Source organism: Bacillus sp. 1A (assembly GCF_052682215.1).
In genome coordinates, this window is the sequence record NZ_JBQYLZ010000001.1 from 5,192,143 (window position 1) to 5,210,362 (window position 18,220).

The following is an 18,220-nucleotide window of genomic DNA, read 5'->3' on the forward strand; positions in this document are numbered from 1 at the left end:
AGCTTCTCTCACCTATCAAACACTTATTTCACAAGCTGGATAAAAGATTTCAATTTCCCTGCTGCATGGACATATGCTCTCGCCGAAGCTTCCAATACGTCTTGTGCAACACCAAAACCTGATACTTGATGCGTTCCTTCTTTTAATTCAACATGAACATGAGCCAGTGCATCTTGACCTTGTGTAATAGATTGTATGCGATAATCCGCCAATTCACATTCTAATCCTAAAATTCTTTGGATTGCATTATAGATCGCCTCAATACTACCAGAACCAGTGGCTGCATCTTCGTATGCATTTCCTTCTTCGTCTTTTAGTACAACTGTCGCGCATTGTGTACTATTTGATACGAAATGAACTTGTAGTTGCGTAATGTTATATTGCTGAGCTGCAAATGCTGCTTCACCAAGCATAAGTGCACGTAAATCTTCCTCAGTAATTTCCTTCTTACGATCAGCTAATTTTTTGAACGCTTCAAACACCGCATCTCGTTCTTCCTTTGTAAATTCATAGCCAAGCTCTTTCATTTTTTCTGTAAACGCGTGACGTCCAGAATGTTTTCCAAGTACGAATAGATTTTGAGATTCGCCTATTAGCGCTGGTTCAATAATTTCATATGTTGTCACTTCTTTTAAAACACCATCTTGATGAATTCCGGATTCATGAGCAAATGCATTCGCTCCAACGATCGCTTTATTTTTCGGTACAACCATACCTGTTAATCTGCTTACTAATGTACTCGTCGCTTTAATTTCTTTTAGCGTCATAGAAGACTCCGCCTTATAGAAATCTTTTCTAATATGAAGAGCAACTGCGACCTCTTCTAGCGCCGCATTACCTGCTCTTTCTCCAATTCCATTAATTGTTCCTTCTACTTGCAACGCTCCGCCTTCAACCGCAGCTAATGAATTTGCTACTGCCATCCCAAGATCATCGTGACAATGACAAGAGAAAATTGCTTTTTCATATGAAGGAACGGATTCTTGTAAGTATTTAAAAAGAGAATAATATTCTTCTGGATTCGTATATCCAACTGTATCTGGAATATTAATTACATTCGCTCCTGCACGAATCGCAACTTCAACTGCTTCAGCTAAAAAATCTCTTGCTGTTCTTGTCGCATCTTCTGCAGAAAATTGTACTGTCGGAAATAATGATTTCCCGAGTGTAACCGAGCGGTGAATACTATCTAATACATCTTCTTTTGACATACAAAGTTTATATTTCATATGAATATCACTTGTAGCTAAAAATACGTGTAGACGAGGAGATACAGCACCTTTCACCGCTTCATATGCTCTTCGAATATCACTTTCTTTCGCTCTAGCTAAACTCATAACTGTAGCATTTTGAATGGTATTTGCGATGCGTTTTACCGATTGAAAATCCCCTTCGGAAGCTGCTGCAAAACCAGCTTCCATGACATTAATACCTAGTCTCTCTAATTGCCTTGCAATTTGCAATTTCTCTTGTTCATTTAAATTTACTCCTGGTGATTGTTCGCCATCACGTAGCGTTGTATCCATGAACAAAATCTGCTTCATATTATTTGACCCCTGCCTTTACTCGCGGCTGTACAAACGGCATCATTTCACGTAATTTACGTCCAACTACTTCAATTTCGTGTTCATTCTCTTTCTCATTTGTCGCATGGAAATTTGGTTTTCCTGCTTTATGCTCTGCAATCCAGCCTCTTGCAAATGTACCATCTTGAATTTCTGCCAGCACTGCACCCATCGCTTTCTTCGTATCTTCCGTTACAACGCGTGGTCCTGATACGAAGTCGCCCCACTGCGCTGTATCTGAAACTGAATATCTCATATTTTCAAGTCCGCCTTCATACATAAGGTCAACGATTAGTTTTAGTTCATGTAAACATTCAAAATATGCAAGTTCCGGTTGATAACCAGCATCAACTAACGTTTCAAATCCAGCTTTTACTAGCGCAGTTACTCCGCCGCAAAGCACAGCTTGCTCTCCAAATAAATCTGTTTCTGTTTCTTCTTTAAATGTCGTTTCTAATACACCAGCTCTCGTCGCTCCAATCCCATCAGCATAAGAAAGTGCCTTTTCAGTCGCAACTCCTGTTGCATCTTGGTATACTGCAAATAATGCAGGAACAGCTCCGCCTTCAGCAAATGTACGGCGCACAAGATGACCTGGCCCTTTTGGCGCTACTAGAAATACATCTACATTAGCTGGTGGTTTCACTTGATCAAAGTGAACATTAAATCCGTGTGCAAAAACGAGAGAATTTCCTGCCTTTAAATTTGGCGCAATTTCCGCTTCATATACTTCTGGCTGGAGTTCATCTGGTAGTAGAATCATTACTACATCAGCTTTTTCCGCTGCTTCTGCTACTGTATATACAGAAAACCCATCTTCTTTCGCTTTATCCCAAGACTTCCCTTTTCTTAAACCTACTACTACATCAAATCCGTTATCACGTAAGTTTTGCGCATGCGCATGACCTTGCGAACCATATCCAATGATTGCTACTTTCTTTTCTTTTAATACATTTACCGTTACATCTTTCTCATAATAAACTTTTGTCATTTTCATTTCCCCCTATATTTAAATGATTATTGAATTAACATAACTTGCTTATCTTGTTTTTTCATACTACGCGTAAATGCTGTTACACCTGTTCTAGCAATTTCTTTCAAACCATACGGACGAAGTAATTCAATTAATGCTTCTACTTTCTCCTGCGTACCAGTTACTTGCACAACTATGGAATCCTTCCCAACATCTATTACAGCGGCTCGAAACGGTTCAATTAAACTATATAATTCTGCTCTTGCTACTGATGTTGCTACTTTAATAAGTGCAAGTTCTCTTGCGATCATCGCTTCTTCTGTAATATCTGATACTTTCAGAACATCAATTTGCTTATGAAGTTGTTTAATTAACTGCTCCACTTGCTGTTCATTTTCAACGTGTACAACAATCGTCATCCGCGATATGTCCGATGATTCCGTATGACCTACTGAAATACTTTCAATATTAAAATGTCTTCGTGTCATAACACCCGTAATTCGGTTTAACACACCACTTTGATTTCGAACTGTCGCTGTAACAATTCTCTTCACCTTTTTTCCACTCCCTCCATTTGGTGAACACCTTTCCCTGGCGCAACCATCGGCATTACCTTTTCTGATTGAAGTACACGGCAATCAATTACGACTGGTTCTTGTAATTCAATCGCCTGCTGTATTTGCTTCTTTGCAAGAAGTGGATCATCTATACGAACACCTTTTATGCCATACGCATTCGCAAGAGCGACGAAATCTGGTTGACACGACAATAAAGAGTGCGAGTATCTTTGATTATAAAATTCATCTTGCCATTGTCTTACCATTCCTAAAGCTTCATTATTTAAAATAAATACTTTAACAGGCAATGAGTGTTCTTTTAACACATTTAATTCTTGCAAGGTCATTTGAAATCCAGCGTCACCTACAATTGCAATAACTAGTTCCTCAGGCTTTGCAATTTGCGCACCAATTGCTGCTGGAAACCCAAATCCCATCGTTCCTAATCCTCCTGAAGTTACCCATTTATCAGGAGTTTTGAGCGGATAATATTGGGCTGCCCACATTTGATGTTGCCCAACATCTGTTGTTACAATCGCTTCTCCCTTCGTAATTTTATATAACATGTCAATTGCGTATTGAGGCTTAATACTTTCCGAATTCCTTTTATAAGATAGTGGATACTTTTCTTTTCTACTCTTTAATAAAGAGAGCCACTTATGATGATTTTCTTTCCTTCCTTCTGGTTGAAGTAATACTTCCAGCGCTCGCTTAGCACTTGCAACAATTGGAATTTCAGTCGGCACATTTTTTCCGATTTCTGCTGGATCAATATCAATATGCGCAACAGTCGCCTCTTTAGCAAAATAAGCCAAATTTCCAGTAAGGCGATCATCAAATCTTGCACCTATATTAATAAGTAAGTCGCATTCATATAACGCCATATTGGCTGTGTAAGAACCGTGCATTCCTCCCATCCCTAGAAAAAGTTCATCATCTGGCGGAAACCCACCGAGACCAAGTAATGTATGCACAACAGGAATTTCATATTTACGAGCAAAACTTGTTAATTCTTTCGAAGCCTTCGCATGCAATACACCTGCTCCAGCTAAAATTAACGGCTTGTTTGCAGCCTTAATTGCTTGTAATAATTTGTTTATTTGGAGTAAATTCGGTTCATAATTAGGGTTGTATCCTGGTAAATCCATTTGTACGTCATTACATCGTTCTCCTTGCTCTACTACCATATCTTTCGGAAGGTCAATAACGACTGGGCCTGGTCTTCCTGTTCTAGCAATATGAAATGCTTCTTTAATAATTCGAGGTAAATCTGAAGCCTTTCGCACTTGATAGTTATGTTTTGTTACCGGCATCGTAAGCCCCATAATATCCGCTTCTTGGAAAGCATCACTTCCAATTAACGTCGTTGCTACTTGCCCTGTAAATACAACAAGTGGTAATGAATCAATCATCGCATCTGCTAGACCCGTAATAACATTTGTAGCACCTGGTCCACTCGTTGCAATGACAACCCCTGGATTACCAGTAATTCTGGCATACCCTTCAGCGGCGTGAATAGCTCCTTGCTCATGCCTTGTTAAAATATGCGGAATTTCACAATCATAGAGTGCATCATAAAGAGGTAAAACAGCACCACCAGGATAACCGAAAATTACTTCTACTCCTTCCTTTTCTAGCGCTTCTAACAATAGCTGTGCACCAGTTGCCAGTTTCTCTTCCGTTTTTGAAGACATTGTTCTTATAAGCCCCCTTTTTGAAAACTTTTATCAATAAAAAAAATCCTACGTCCACACTCCAGCTATGTGCTGAAGGGACGAAAGATTTCGCGGTACCACCCTTCTTCGCAAGAATACTCTTGCCTCAGTGACCCATAAATGAGTCTAGCTAATAACGGAGCTACCGTCTAAGCCTAGACAAATGCTTCAGCTTAGCACTCAAGGGCGATGTTCGTCGACGTGAACCATCGGTTTTCAGCAGCCACCGACTCTCTGTAAGGCTTCACAATCAACTACTCCTCCCTCTCAACGCTTTCGTATATTATAAAGAGTTGTTATCCAACTTTATTTTCTTCGTAAATCTTCTCTCCATCTTCTATAACTAACTTTCGGAATTCTTCTAATAAACGATTCGTATGTGGACCCGTTTGCCCTAAACCAATTGTTCTACCATCTACTGTCGTAACAGCAATTACTTCAGCAGCCGTTCCTGTTAAAAATACTTCATCAGCTACATATACATCATGTCTTGTAAATAACTCTTCTCTAACGTCATATCCAAGTTTTTCACCGATTTCTAAAATAGCGTTTCGTGTAATGCCTTCTAACGCTCCAGCAGAACTTGGTGGTGTAATTAATTTATTTCCTTTTACAATAAACACGTTATCTCCTGAGCCTTCAGCTACGTATCCTTGATCATTTAACATAAGTGCTTCTTGTACTCCAGCTAATTTCGCTTCAATACGAACTAAAATATTGTTTAAGTAATTTAAAGATTTTACTTGAGGCGACAAAATATCTGGACGGTTTCGGCGCGTTGCAACTGTTACAACCGGAATCCCCTTTTCATAATATTCTTGCGGGAATAAAGATAGTTGTTCTGCAATTACTACTACATTCGGTTTCTTACAAGAATCAGGATCTAATCCAAGATTTCCTGCTCCTCTCGATACAACAAGGCGAATGTATCCATTAGATAATTTATTTTGTCGAATCGTCTCAACAACAATATTCGTTACTTCATCTAAAGAATATGGAATTTCTAACATGATGGATTTTGCTGATTCATATAACCGGACAAGATGCTCTCTCAAACGGAAAACATTACCGCTATATACTCTAATTCCTTCAAATACTCCATCGCCATATAAATAACCATGGTCATATACTGAAACTTTTGCCTCGTCTTTTGGAACAAATTCTCCATTTAAGAAAATCCATTGCTCGTTCACTGGAAAGCGCCTCCTATGTTCTATGAATTTTTTATTGTTTCCTAGTTTACTCTCCTTTCTAAATAAATCAAGTGAATTTTTAGAAAATTTATAATTTTTAATCGTACGTACATCTTTGATTATATTGATTTAACAGCATTGTTAACGTTTACAAAAAGTCAAAAAATTTTTTTCGCCAATTTTCACTAAAAAAAATATTTGTTTAAAAGAAGGATTTTCATCAATTGATACGAATCTATTGTATTCAATAAACGGACGTCCGTTTTTATAAATTCAGGAATATACAACGACTTTTGCTGAAAAAGGGGGAAAATAATAAAAATAAAGCTGTCTAAAAATAACATTCATATTTTTCGTTTCGTAATCATAATCCTATTTTTAAAAAACAATTTGTCAAAATGAAGGAGGAAAGCAATATGGCATGTGTACAAATTAAAGGAACGAGACAAGAGGTAGTAGAAATGCTTCAACTATTTGATCTAATGGATACGAAAGGTTTTTGTAAATTCGATAATTATGTAGAGGTAGAACCAAATAATAAAGAACATAATAATTTTATTGCTTCAATTGACATTCATTCAAATACTTCTTCTGCCCAAGATACTTTAAACGATCAATTCGTAAGTCAAATGCTTACTGGTGTATATAACGACTAAACAAAGATTTACTTCCTACCATCTTTTCATAAATATATGCAGTGGACTTGGGCATACTAGTAACTAGATGGTAGGAGGTGAGAATTATGGCTAGAATTGGCGTTGAAAACTCATTAACAGATGTTCAACAAGCTCTTCAGCAACAGGGACATGAAGTTGTTACCCTGAGCTCCGAACATGATGCACAAGGGTGCGATTGTTGTGTTGTAACTGGGCAAGATTCTAATATGATGGGTATTGCAGATGCATCAATTAAGGGATCGGTAATTGCAGCTCATGGTTTAACAACAGATGAAATTTGTCAGCAAGTTGAGAGCCGCACTTAAATGTATTATACAAAAAGAAAGAGGACTCCTTTTGAAAAGGAGTCCTCTTTTTTATATTCACCTAACGGGAAAGTAACATATACTGGATGAAAGCCCTACCTCTCTCTCATCATTACGGTTCCACTGACCGCTCCTTGATTCACTAGTATACATATAAAGCCTACAATAATAATTTATAGGGTTTGTTCACAAAAGTTGTTGGTAAGACTACCCGATCTTTTGCAAACTTTTCGTATTATATTTATAAGATTTATTTACTTTACACTAGCTGTAACCGAGACACGAATTAAAATTTTAACACTAATACAATAACTTGTCAACATTTTTCACAAATTAAAAACAGACAGTAACGGTTTGTCTGTTTTAGAATGGAGCTTTTTCTTTTATTACATATACAACAAAACCGCTTACTAACATACATAAGCCAACTACTAAGTTTTTGATATTAATCATAAATTCCTCTCCCTTATTCCACACATCATATATATTTACAGTTCAATTATTCCGATCATCTTAAAGCGCACTTTTTCTAATATATCATAATTCCTAAAAAATGCAAGTTCACTTTTGGCGACCATTTACAAATTTATCTACAGTGCTTGGTACCGTATTTAAAGCCTTTTCAATTAAATGTGTACTACTATTGAGGTGTAATACTTGCACACCGTTAGAACCGACTACTAAAAAAGCAACTGGGCTAATAGAAACCCCAGCCCCGCTTCCGCCTCCAAATGGATGGCTTTGCTTCTTCTCTTTATGCTGCCCTTGTCCGTTATTATGCTTTTCGGAAATAAAATCACCTTTAAAGTCACTTCCGCCGGCACCAAAACCAAAAGCCACTTGAGATACTGTTAATACTACATTTCCATCAGCTGTTGAAACTGGACTTCCGACAATCGTATTTACATCTACCATCTCTTTTAAATTTGTCATTGCTGTTTTCATTAAATCTTCAATTGGATGTTCCATTATGTATTGCACCCTTTCCTCATTATTCTTTTTTATACTTTCCAAAATAGAGGAAGTCATACTAACTTTTCCTATTTCAAAAAAACAATTCTACTCTTCTAAGTGGAATTACGCCTTGTACTCGCTCGGATAAAGTAAAACTTTAATCAGCAGGGCTTTGTTCATCACCCACTGATTATTAGCCATCAGCAATCAGATGTTTACGGGCTACAATAGCAGGATAAAAAAGAAAAAGAGATGCATACTACTATTGAACCTTGTTATGAAAGGAGTCTTGACTTTGACTGAGAAATTTGATGAGTATAAAAAAAGAGATAGAATAGATAGTGATTATAGTGACTATAAAGAAGAATATGCAGCTGAGGTTGCACCACAGCGCATTGATTATGATTACGACGAGAAAGATAATAAAGATGATGTAAGATCGTCCGCCGCTGGATCAACTGCTGGCTTTATCGCTCTTGCCTTATCTATCTTATCACTCTTTACCTTCCCAACATTATTTGGTCTTGTTTCTGTATTACTAGGAATTTACGCTTATAATCGCGGAGCTACTGTAACTGGTGGTATCGCTGCGATTGTCGGCGGAATTGCAGCACTCATTGCAATTTTATTCCGAGTAGCACTTGTCGGATTATTGTTCTCCCTTTTTTAAAAAGAAAAAGGTATCTCGCTTATGCGGGATACCTTATCCTGTAAATACATCTTCCGATGGATATTTAATTTTTTGTTTTGCTGGTCGCGCTAAAGAAAAAACAAGTGTTAACGGGCCAATTAATCCACAAAACATAACAAACATAATAATACATTTTCCAAACGCTGATAACTTTGCAGTAATCCCCATCGTTAACCCTACTGTTCCAAACGCTGAAATTGTTTCAAATAGTAACTGAATAAAACTAAAGTTTTCTGTAAGCATTAATACAAATACTGCTACAAAAATGAGTATTTGACTGGCAACAGCAATGGCTAACGCTCTCGTTACTGTTGACATTTTTATCGTGCGCTGAAATAAAACGATTTCCTCTTTTTTTCTAAAGAAAGAAAGGACGGATGTAACTAAAATAACAAACGTTGTTAATTTTATCCCTCCACCTGTTGATACACTCCCTGCACCAATAAACATTAAAACCATGGTAAATAATATAGATGATTCTTCCATTCCCCCGTAGTCAACTGTATTAAATCCAGCAGTACGAGGAGTAATACCTTGGAAGAAAGAAGCCCATAACTTTTCATTTAAAGGTAAATTTCCTAACGTCTTCACATTATTATATTCCAATACAAAAATCACAATCATTGCTATAACATTTAACGCTACTGTTCCAACAATCATGATTTTAGAATGAAGTGATAATTTTCGAAAGCTACGACTATACCATATATCAATTAATACGGTAAAACCGAGACCACCTATTACGATTAATGAGCAAATCCCAATATTAACAATAGGATCTCCTACATACCTTGTTAAATTATCCGGCCATAGAGCAAATCCAGCATTATTATAAGATGCAATAACGTGAAAAATACTATAGTATACACCTTTTCCAAAGCCAAACTCTGGAACAAAGCGAAACGATAAAAAGATGACTCCAATAAGCTCAATACAAATTGAAAATATAAAGGCACGTTTTACTAATTTTACGAGACCACCTATATTTGTCTGATTAAATGCCTCTCCGATTAATAATCGATGGCGTAACCCGATTTTTTTACCTAATACCCAAACAATTAAAATGGCAATTGTCATAAGACCTAAACCACCTGTTTGAATTAAAAACATAATAACAATCTCGCCAAACATCGTAAACGTACTTGCAGTATCTACTACTCCTAATCCCGTTACAGTTGCTGCTGACGTTGCCGTAAAGAAAGCATCTACCCAACTAATATGTACTTTCGTTGCGAATGGTAACTTTAATAACAAACCGCCAACCACAATTAAGCAGAAAAAACCTAGTGCTAATATTTGTGGTGGATTTAATCGTATAAAACGATTATACAGCCCTTGTCTTTTTGTTACTTCCATATTCACTAACTCCCTTTTCCCCTCATAACTAAAGGCTTATAAGAAACCTTACATAGCGGGATAAACCTTATATTCTTATAATATAGTTGAGCATAATCCTTTTTTTTTAAGATTTCAACTTTTATTTATACTCGAACTCCACTTCATTTTATGACAAGAAACTTTCTATTATATTTATTCGTACTCTACAACTCTCGCAACAATCATTTTATATGTATCATTTCTCAAATTCTCATACCTTTCACTCTATGTTCACACCAAGGTCACATCCAACTTTTATAGTATATGTATCGGAGCTGTTCCTCCCTAATTTATAAGACATTCCCCAGTGTCTTGAACAGCTTTCCATCCCTAATTAAATTGACATAAATTGTCCCCTTCCTTGACCATCTCTTATGTGATGGTCTTATTTTTTTATTTACTCTATCTTCTATTTAAAACTCCCTCTCTCTTTCACTCTATGTTCACACCAAGGTCACATCCACCTTTTATAGTATATGTATCGAAGTTGTTCCTCCCTAATTTATAAGACATTCCCCAGTGTCTTGAACAACTTCCATCCCTAATTAAATTGACATAAATGTCCCCTTCCTTAGGCCATCATTTGTGATGGTCTTATTTTTTTGTTTACTCTATCTTCTATCTAAAACTCCCTCTCTCTTTCACTCTATGTTCACATGGGGGTCACATCCAACTTTTATAGTATATGTATCGAAGTTGTTCCTCCCTAATTTATAAGACATTCCCCAGTGTCTTGAACAACTTCCATCCCTAATTAAATTGACATAAATGTCCCCTTCCTTAGGCCATCATTTGTGATGGTCTTATTTTTTTGTTTACTCTATCTTCTATCTAAAACTCCCTCTCTCTTTCACTCTATGTTCACATGGGGGTCACATCCAACTTTTATAGTATATGTATCGAAGCTGTTCCTCCCTAATTTATAAGACATTCCCCAGTGTCTTTGAATAGCTTCCATCCCTAATTAAATTGACATAAATTGTCCCCTTCCTTAGGCCATCATTTGTGATGGTCTTATTTTTTGTTTACTCTACCTCTTATTTAAAACTCCCTCTCTCTTTCACTCTATGTTCACATGGGGGTCACATCCAACTTTTATAGTATATGTATCGAAGCTGTTCCTCCCTAATTTATAAGACATTCCCCAGTGTCTTTGAATAGCTTCCATCCCTAATTAAATTGACATAAATTGTCCCCTTCCTTAGGCCATCATTTGTGATGGTCTTATTTTTTTGTTTACTCTATCTTCTATTTAAAATTCCCTCTCTCTTTCACTCTATGTTCACATGGGGGTCACACCCACCTTTTATAGTATATGTATCGAAGTTGTTCCTCCCTAATTCATAAGACATTCCCCAGTGTCTTGAACAACTTCCATCCCTAATTAAATTGACATAAATTGTCCCCTTCCTTAGACCATCCTATATGATGGTCTATTTTGTTTTCTAAATAAATCATTTAACTTTTTTTGCTTATTTTAGTAAAAGCAATTTATATTTAAATAGATATTTTTATACAAAATATTCAGAAAATATTGTCAAAATAGGTAGTTTTTCGGTACAATTAATGTAGAAAGTAATTTCACAAAAATAAGGGGGGATTTTATTGAAACAAACAAAAGCAATCTTAATTGCATTATTTCTCGGTTTAGTCGTCGGACTCACTTTAAATTTAGCTGCACCATCCATTTTTGAACCATTAAATCAATATGTGTTCAATCCACTTGGCCAATTGTTTATTCGCCTCATTAAAATGCTAGTTGTTCCTGTTGTATTCATTTCTATCGTGCTTGGGGCTGCTGGGCTTGGGGACCCGAAACAACTTGGAAGAATCGGCTTAAAATCAATTTCATTCTTTCTTGTAACTACAGCCGTTGCTATCTCTATTGCAGTTACATTTGCACTGATTATTCAACCAGGATCTGGCGGTAACTTTAAAACAGAAGGGCTTAAATATGAAGGGGCAAAAACCGAAACATCTTTCGTCGATACATTGCTAAATATCGTACCAGATAACCCAGCAAAAGCGATGGCTGATGGAAACATGTTACAAATTATTGCCTTTGCCGTATTAATCGGACTCGGTATAGCTATTTTAGGAAAACGGGTTCAAGGTATCCATTCATTACTTGAACAGGGCAACGAATTAATGATGTATCTTGTTAATCTCGTTATGAAATTAGCACCAATCGGAACATTTGGATTGCTCGCTTCATCCGTTGGTAAAATGGGTCTTGCAGGCGTCGCTGCGATGTTCAAGTATATGATTGTCGTTATGCTAGTACTTATTATTCACGGCGTCTTCGTGTATGGCGGATTATTAAAGGTATTAGCAAAAGAAAGTATTGTCCGTTTCTTTAAACATTTCGGACCGGTAATGGCAATTGGGTTTAGTACATCTAGCTCTAATGCATCTCTTCCATTTGCAATGAAAACAGCACAAGAAAAACTTGGTGTTCCAAAAGCGATAAGTTCTTTTGTACAACCACTAGGTGCAACGATTAATATGGATGGCACTGCCATTATGCAAGGGGTAGCAACTGTATTTATCGCTCAAGTATACGGCGTTGAACTTACAGTGACCCAATTAGCTGTCGTCGTATTAACTGCTGTACTAGCTAGTATCGGTACCGCTGGTGTACCAGGTGTTGGACTTGTGATGCTTACGATGGTTTTAAATCAAGTAAATCTACCGGTAGAAGGTATTGCCTTAATTATCGGTATTGATCGCATTTTAGATATGTCAAGAACAGCTGTAAATATTTCCGGTGATGCAATTTGCGCAATGATCGTCGCAAAATCAGAAGAAAAATATAATAAGGATCAATCCGCAGCATCGTAAATCAAAAAAGGAGTGAATTATTTCACTCCTTTTTTGATTTACTTCCTTTTTTCGAACGATATTCTTTTCCTTTGTTATCATTACCAGTCTCAAATTCAGTACTAAACTCTTGCTGAAATTGCCCTGATTTTGGTGAGCCTTGATTTCCGCTCCCTTTACTACCATTTCGATTTGTCATATGTCTGCCCCCTTCCTTTACTAGTAGTATGTTACATATTTTCTTTTTTATAATCTTTTACATACGAAAGAAGACCTTCCTCACATAGGGAAGGTCTTCTCCTTTATTACGTAAGCGTTTTCTTACTTGTAATGAATTAAATAAGTTTTTTAGAAATTGATATCATTATATTCATTTCTTCTTCTGAAAGCGCGGAGAATCTTTCTTGTAAATATTTCTTTTTCTCCCCTTCCATTTTCGCAACTAAATCTTTTCCTTGTTCTGTAATCTCCAAATATACAACTCTGCGATCTGACGTAGAACGTGAACGAGTTACAAAACCTTTATTAATTAATTTTTCTGTAACAGCTGTAATATGACTATTCGACACATTTAACTCATTGGCTACACGTGATACCATTTCTTTATTCGTACGATTCAATATTCTAAGGACGATGAACTCATTCCACGGTATGTAACCACCAAATATCTTTCCAATATCATTACGCAACGTGCGGAACATAGCAAAAACATTTGTCGATAGTTCTTCCATTAATTGCTCTCGATTTTGAGACAACTTTGACAGCCCCTTTTATTTCATTTAGTTAAATAAAAACCTTATTAATAATTTTACATGAAATCTTACTTTTTGTCACCTTATTTTCCCATAATTCGTAGTTTTTTAATAGATATTTCATGATACAATAAAGTTGATTTTCCAGAAAAAGGGGATGGAATAGTGAGTGAAGAAGACAAATTTTCTAATCTCAATCTAAAAGATAAGACTTTGATTATTGGTTTTGTTATTCTGTTTCTCATTATAATTTTTGCATTTATATTCTTTGTATATGTAGGAATCTTTCATATTACAGGTATAGAGTATAGATCACGCACTGCTTTACTTCTATTTTTTCTATTAATCACTTTCTTAGACGGTATTACATTCTTTATCTTCGGTTTCCTCAAGGCGTTGCTATATCCAATGACAAAAAACATGCCAAATTGGCTGGCTATTACTCTTTTTGCAATCATTGAAATTACGCTAGATTGGTTCGTCATTCATACTGCCGATGATTGGATAGAGAGCGTACAACTGTCCAATCTTACTGAATTATGTGTCGTACTATTCTTTTTCCTATTAAATCAATTATTAAGTGACAAGAAAGAGTAAGAATACAAGCTTTTCTATATAAAAATTGGTACAATGAAAACAAATCATACTAAAGAGGTGTTACTTATGAACTTACAACAATGGGCTGATAAAGGTATGTCCTTTGATACATATGTGAATGAAATGAAAGTAAATCAATACGAGCTACTGCACATTTACAATAACTTTTTAATTCCAAATGAATTACTTCCTGTATTAGAAGAACGCCAAAATGATGGCTGGCGTGTTATCGTATTAACAGCTGATTGGTGTGGTGACGCTCTTTTATGCGTACCTGTTATGAAACGAATTTCTGAAGTTGCAAATATTGATATGAGATTATTAATTCGCGATGAAAACTTAGAATTAATGGATCAATATTTAACAAATGGAACAGCACGTGCCATTCCAATTTTTATTTTCATTGATAAAGATGGAAATGAACAAGCCGTTTGGGGACCACGCGCTCCAAAAGTACAAGAGTTAGTAACTTCAATGCGCGCTACATTGCCTGAAAAAGAAAATCCAACATTCGAAGAGAAACAAAAAGAAATGTACGCTAATTTCCGTGCTACATTAGCTGATGATACTTCTCTTTGGGAACATGTAATGGAAAGCATGATGGAAAAAGTAGTAAAATAAAAAACTGCCGAACTCGGCAGTTTTTTATTACATAATGAAGAAATAGAATACCGCAGCTAAAATGAAACGGTAGTAAGCGAACGGTGTTAGTTTTACACGACCTAATAATTTTAAGAATGAAACAATTGCAAGCATCGCAACAACGAATGCTGTAATAAATCCTGTTGCAAATAACGGAATATCAGCCGCACTTAATATATCCCAGCTTTTAATTAAATCTAAACCACTTGCAGCTACCATCATTGGTACTGCTAAAATAAATGTATATTCAGCCGCCGCTGTATGTGACACGCGAGCTAATAAACCACCACTTATTGTAGAACCAGAACGAGAAAATCCTGGCCAAAGCGCTAAACATTGGAACATCCCAATTGTAAATGCTTGCTTATATGTGATTTCATCTAATGTTCTTGCTGTACTTGGTTTCGAAAACTTCTCAGCAACAATCATTAAAATACCACCAGCCACTAAACTGATGACAACTGGGCCTGGCCCAAATAAAACTTCTTTAATCGCACTATGGAACAATACGCCAAGTATGCCGGCAGGAATCATCCCGATAATAATATGTAATAAATTTAACGATGGTCCATCTGTTACTTTTCCTATACCTACTAAAGACCATAGACGCTTCCAAAATATAACAACAACTGCTAAAATCGATCCCAATTGAATAACAACTTCGAAAACTTTCGCTCTCTCGTCGTCAAATCCAAGTAAATGACCTGTTAAAATCATATGTCCTGTTGATGAAACTGGTAAAAACTCTGTTAAACCTTCAACAGCACCCATGATTATTCCAATTAACCAATCAGCCACGAGTAGTGCCTCCTTAATAACGAATATGTAATTTTTCACACCTTATCATAATACCTTATCCCCTTTTAAAGTGCATCTTTTTTTTATTGATTGTACATGTTGTATGCGCGTATTTCTTTTCTATTTTTTGATTAAATTGTATGATAGTAAGAGTTTGTTTTTTTAGCGGAAAGGGGATTTTATGAAGGAAACTAATTCATTCTCACAAAAATTAAAGCAATTTGTATTACTATTTTTCCCGATTTTCGTAACGCAAATGTCATTATTTGCAATGAGTTTTTTCGATACGACAATGTCAGGGCACGCAAGTCCTATTGATTTAGCTGGTGTTGCTATCGGAACAAGTATATGGCTTCCCGTTAGTACCGGATTAACAGGAATTTTAATGGCTACTACTCCAATTGTTGCGCAGCTCGTTGGATCAAAGAAAAAAGAGGATGTTCCCCAAGTTGTCATACAAGCAGTATATTTAGCAATTTGTGCTAGTTTCATGGTCATCCTTATCGGTTTCTTCGCTGTTTCACCTATTTTAAACGGCATGCGCCTGGAAGAACCAGTGGAACGTATTGCGGCACAATTTTTAAGTATTATTGCAATTGGAATTATCCCTTTATTTACTTACACTGTTTTACGCGGCTTTATTGATGCATTAGGAAAAACTCGCACAACGATGATCATTACATTACTATCATTACCAATTAACGTAGTATTAAATTATGTATTAATTTTCGGTCATTTCGGTTTTCCAAAACTCGGTGGTGTTGGAGCGGCAATTGCTTCTGCAGCAACCTATTGGTGCATTTTAATTATTACCGTTATTATTATTCGTACGAAAGAGCCTTTCGCATCTTTCAATATATTCAAACAATTATATCGTCCTTCTCTTTCTAGTTGGAAAGAGTTCTTAAAACTTGGTGTCCCTATCGGATTTGCTATCTTTTTTGAGACGAGTATTTTCGCTGCGGTGACACTTATGATGAGTAATTTTAGTACGACAACAATCGCAGCTCATCAAGCGGCTATGAACTTCGCTTCCTTGTTATATATGACTCCTTTAAGTTTAGCAATGGCAATGACCATCGCTGTTGGATTTGAAGTTGGAGCAAAGCGATACAATAACGCAAAACAATATGGATTTATCGGGATTGGCTTAGCAATTGCATTCGCCCTATTATATTCAATTCTTCTCTACTTCTTTGACGATGAAATTGCTTCAATTTATACGACAGATGCAAATGTTCACCATTTAGCAAAAGAGTTCCTTATATTTGCGATTTTATTTCAAATTTCAGATGCAATTGCAACTCCCGTACAAGGGGCACTGCGTGGTTATAAAGATGTCAATGTCGCATTAATTATGACGCTAATTGCTTATTGGGTAATCGGTCTTCCTCTTGGCTACATATTAGCAACTTATACGGAATGGGCAGCGAAAGGTTATTGGATCGGTCTTATTATCGGTCTAGCATTTGGAGCTAGCTTCCTACTTATCCGTCTCTTTCAAGTCCAGAGAAAATATACAACGCAAAACAGCCGCTAATGATATAGCGGCTGTTTTCTTCATGCATATTTTTTCTTTGAACGTATAACATAATGAAAAAGAAAGGTGGATACATATGGACGAAAAAGAAAAAAAGCAAGCATTCAATGAAGAATTCGCCCCTGAAATTTCACCTGGATATCGGCAAGATGTACATAAGCCACCTAAATATAAAAACACCTCGTTTTTAATGGGCATTACCATTTTTGCTGCTGTGTTACTCGTACTCATCATTTTCGTTTATTTTTAAGGAAGGGTGACATATTATATGAAGAAACAAGATTCCAATCGTTCAAAAAGAACTGTGAAAACAGAAAAAGGGTATGCAGGTGATTCTGTTCTTACTCAGAAACAAGTCGAGCAAGGAAATTTATATATTGCTCAAAAAGAGCTTGGTCAACAAAATGAAAATCTTTAGAATCCCTCAAAGAACTGGGGGATTTTTTTATCCGCTATTTGTGGCACTGATTCATGTTTCACTTTATTGTACATACTGTTTTTGTTCTAACACCTTAAAAATATTATTAACCTTTACAATTTTCATGTCATAATTTAATTTCATTTCACTTCTCTTACCATTCTCAATACCAGTAACGTACGCTACAGCATGATAACGAAAACTCTCATCTGTCTCTTCACGTATGTCCTCGTCTGTAAATTTATACTCTAAATCCCGAAAGCGATTTGGATAATAATTTCTCATTAATTGTTCAAACTCTCTATTTACAAATAGTTCTTCACCTTTTTGTTTCACATCTTCTTTATTATTAAACTCAAACACTGATAATTGCTCTGTCACAAAATGTTCTCCTACCTTTTTCATTTCATTATGAGTTAAAGTTTCTATACTTTTGTTCTTTAATTCATTATTTAATCCGTACTGATCAATCGGTTTAAAGCTAGCAAAAACCTCTTCTTTATATGACCAAAACAATCCAAAAGCGATACATAGAGAAATGATGAATAGTCTTTTCTTCGTAATACTCCCGCCCTTCTTCATAATGATAGTTATATTTTAACATATAGAAAGAAAATTCTGATATCATAAAGTGGAATAACTTAAT

The 18,220-nt window shown here is 36.0% G+C and carries 21 protein-coding genes, 1 pseudogene and 1 other annotated feature; of the genes and pseudogenes, 9 read left to right on the top strand and 13 right to left on the bottom strand.

The window, feature by feature from the left end; genetic code table 11:
* Positions 1–23: 23 nt before the first annotated feature.
* The 6 genes and pseudogenes from leuA to ACUN0F_RS26560 form a co-directional block, all read right to left on the bottom strand.
* Positions 24–1,544 (bottom strand): 2-isopropylmalate synthase, encoded by a 1,521-nt coding sequence (gene leuA, locus ACUN0F_RS26535; protein ID WP_046955264.1) that lies wholly within the window; start codon positions 1,542–1,544, stop codon positions 24–26.
* Between the two features lies 1 nt (position 1,545).
* A complete protein-coding gene (gene ilvC / locus ACUN0F_RS26540; RefSeq protein WP_095205719.1) occupies positions 1,546–2,562 on the bottom strand; it encodes a ketol-acid reductoisomerase in 1,017 nt (338 codons plus the stop codon).
* 20 nt (positions 2,563–2,582) lie between these two features.
* Positions 2,583–3,092 carry an acetolactate synthase small subunit gene (gene ilvN / locus ACUN0F_RS26545; protein ID WP_000822948.1) on the bottom strand — a complete coding sequence of 170 codons (510 nt, stop codon included), beginning with the start codon at positions 3,090–3,092 and terminating at the stop codon, positions 2,583–2,585.
* A complete protein-coding gene (ilvB, locus tag ACUN0F_RS26550; RefSeq protein ID WP_445540441.1) occupies positions 3,089–4,789 on the bottom strand; it encodes an acetolactate synthase large subunit in 1,701 nt (566 codons plus the stop codon). Before ilvB ends, ilvN begins: the two co-directional genes overlap by 4 nt.
* Positions 4,790–4,862: 73 nt before the next feature.
* Positions 4,863–5,090 (bottom strand) — a binding site (T-box leader).
* 16 nt (positions 5,091–5,106) lie between these two features.
* Positions 5,107–6,003 (bottom strand): branched-chain-amino-acid transaminase, encoded by an 897-nt coding sequence (gene ilvE / locus ACUN0F_RS26555; protein WP_264461854.1) that lies wholly within the window; start codon positions 6,001–6,003, stop codon positions 5,107–5,109.
* A gap of 141 nt (positions 6,004–6,144) precedes the next feature.
* A pseudogene (locus tag ACUN0F_RS26560) lies at positions 6,145–6,351 on the bottom strand (hypothetical protein).
* Between the two features lie 68 nt (positions 6,352–6,419).
* Here ACUN0F_RS26560 and ACUN0F_RS26565 point away from each other — a divergent pair.
* Positions 6,420–6,659 (top strand): DUF3911 family protein, encoded by a 240-nt coding sequence (locus ACUN0F_RS26565; protein ID WP_000752504.1) that lies wholly within the window; start codon positions 6,420–6,422, stop codon positions 6,657–6,659.
* Positions 6,660–6,745: 86 nt separating this feature from the next.
* Positions 6,746–6,985: a YkuS family protein gene (locus ACUN0F_RS26570; RefSeq protein WP_142954048.1), complete on the top strand. Its 240-nt coding sequence runs from the start codon at positions 6,746–6,748 to the stop codon at positions 6,983–6,985.
* A gap of 363 nt (positions 6,986–7,348) precedes the next feature.
* Here ACUN0F_RS26570 and ACUN0F_RS26575 read toward each other — a convergent pair whose 3' ends face one another.
* Positions 7,349–7,438: a hypothetical protein gene (locus ACUN0F_RS26575; protein WP_000608225.1), complete on the bottom strand. Its 90-nt coding sequence runs from the start codon at positions 7,436–7,438 to the stop codon at positions 7,349–7,351.
* 108 nt (positions 7,439–7,546) lie between these two features.
* Positions 7,547–8,014, bottom strand: a complete 468-nt coding sequence (ytfJ, locus tag ACUN0F_RS26580) for a GerW family sporulation protein (protein WP_053078521.1) — start codon at positions 8,012–8,014, stop codon at positions 7,547–7,549.
* Positions 8,015–8,216: 202 nt separating this feature from the next.
* On the opposite strand from ytfJ, the gene ACUN0F_RS26585 reads away from it, so the two are divergent.
* Positions 8,217–8,609: an imidazole glycerol phosphate synthase gene (locus ACUN0F_RS26585; protein WP_445540848.1), complete on the top strand. Its 393-nt coding sequence runs from the start codon at positions 8,217–8,219 to the stop codon at positions 8,607–8,609.
* Between the two features lie 33 nt (positions 8,610–8,642).
* Here ACUN0F_RS26585 and ACUN0F_RS26590 read toward each other — a convergent pair whose 3' ends face one another.
* The gene (locus ACUN0F_RS26590; protein ID WP_264461853.1) at positions 8,643–9,986 is read right to left on the bottom strand and encodes a TrkH family potassium uptake protein; all 1,344 of its coding nucleotides are present in this window, start codon (positions 9,984–9,986) and stop codon (positions 8,643–8,645) included.
* 1,626 nt (positions 9,987–11,612) lie between these two features.
* On the opposite strand from ACUN0F_RS26590, the gene ACUN0F_RS26595 reads away from it, so the two are divergent.
* On the top strand, positions 11,613–12,848 hold the full coding sequence (locus ACUN0F_RS26595) for a dicarboxylate/amino acid:cation symporter (RefSeq protein WP_088091951.1): 1,236 nt from the start codon (positions 11,613–11,615) through the stop codon (positions 12,846–12,848).
* Between the two features lie 22 nt (positions 12,849–12,870).
* Here the strand turns inward: ACUN0F_RS26595 and ACUN0F_RS26600 are convergent, their stop codons facing one another.
* Complete coding sequence (locus tag ACUN0F_RS26600) at positions 12,871–13,026, bottom strand: hypothetical protein (RefSeq protein WP_000184933.1); 156 nt, start codon at positions 13,024–13,026, stop codon at positions 12,871–12,873.
* A gap of 136 nt (positions 13,027–13,162) precedes the next feature.
* Entirely contained in the window at positions 13,163–13,582 is a 420-nt protein-coding gene (locus ACUN0F_RS26605; protein WP_000081442.1) for a MarR family winged helix-turn-helix transcriptional regulator, read from the bottom strand.
* 162 nt (positions 13,583–13,744) lie between these two features.
* Here ACUN0F_RS26605 and ACUN0F_RS26610 point away from each other — a divergent pair, with 162 nt between their 5' ends.
* Positions 13,745–14,176, top strand: a complete 432-nt coding sequence (locus tag ACUN0F_RS26610; RefSeq protein ID WP_001287953.1) for a regulatory YrvL family protein — start codon at positions 13,745–13,747, stop codon at positions 14,174–14,176.
* A gap of 33 nt (positions 14,177–14,209) precedes the next feature.
* Positions 14,210–14,797: a thioredoxin family protein gene (locus ACUN0F_RS26615; RefSeq protein WP_002007172.1), complete on the top strand. Its 588-nt coding sequence runs from the start codon at positions 14,210–14,212 to the stop codon at positions 14,795–14,797.
* Between the two features lie 27 nt (positions 14,798–14,824).
* Here the strand turns inward: ACUN0F_RS26615 and uppP are convergent, their stop codons facing one another.
* The gene (gene uppP / locus ACUN0F_RS26620) at positions 14,825–15,616 is read right to left on the bottom strand and encodes a bacitracin resistance undecaprenyl-diphosphatase (RefSeq protein ID WP_000796242.1); all 792 of its coding nucleotides are present in this window, start codon (positions 15,614–15,616) and stop codon (positions 14,825–14,827) included.
* Between the two features lie 181 nt (positions 15,617–15,797).
* On the opposite strand from uppP, the gene ACUN0F_RS26625 reads away from it, so the two are divergent.
* The 3 genes from ACUN0F_RS26625 (at position 15,798) to ACUN0F_RS26635 (ending at position 17,574) form a co-directional block, all read left to right on the top strand.
* On the top strand, positions 15,798–17,156 hold the full coding sequence (locus ACUN0F_RS26625) for an MATE family efflux transporter (protein WP_445540442.1): 1,359 nt from the start codon (positions 15,798–15,800) through the stop codon (positions 17,154–17,156).
* 76 nt (positions 17,157–17,232) lie between these two features.
* Positions 17,233–17,406 (top strand): 2-isopropylmalate synthase, encoded by a 174-nt coding sequence (locus tag ACUN0F_RS26630; RefSeq protein ID WP_046958206.1) that lies wholly within the window; start codon positions 17,233–17,235, stop codon positions 17,404–17,406.
* Between the two features lie 18 nt (positions 17,407–17,424).
* Positions 17,425–17,574 carry a hypothetical protein gene (locus ACUN0F_RS26635; protein WP_000743739.1) on the top strand — a complete coding sequence of 50 codons (150 nt, stop codon included), beginning with the start codon at positions 17,425–17,427 and terminating at the stop codon, positions 17,572–17,574.
* A gap of 63 nt (positions 17,575–17,637) precedes the next feature.
* Here ACUN0F_RS26635 and ACUN0F_RS26640 read toward each other — a convergent pair whose 3' ends face one another.
* Positions 17,638–18,156: a biotin transporter BioY gene (locus ACUN0F_RS26640; RefSeq protein WP_445540443.1), complete on the bottom strand. Its 519-nt coding sequence runs from the start codon at positions 18,154–18,156 to the stop codon at positions 17,638–17,640.
* Positions 18,157–18,220: the final 64 nt, after the last annotated feature.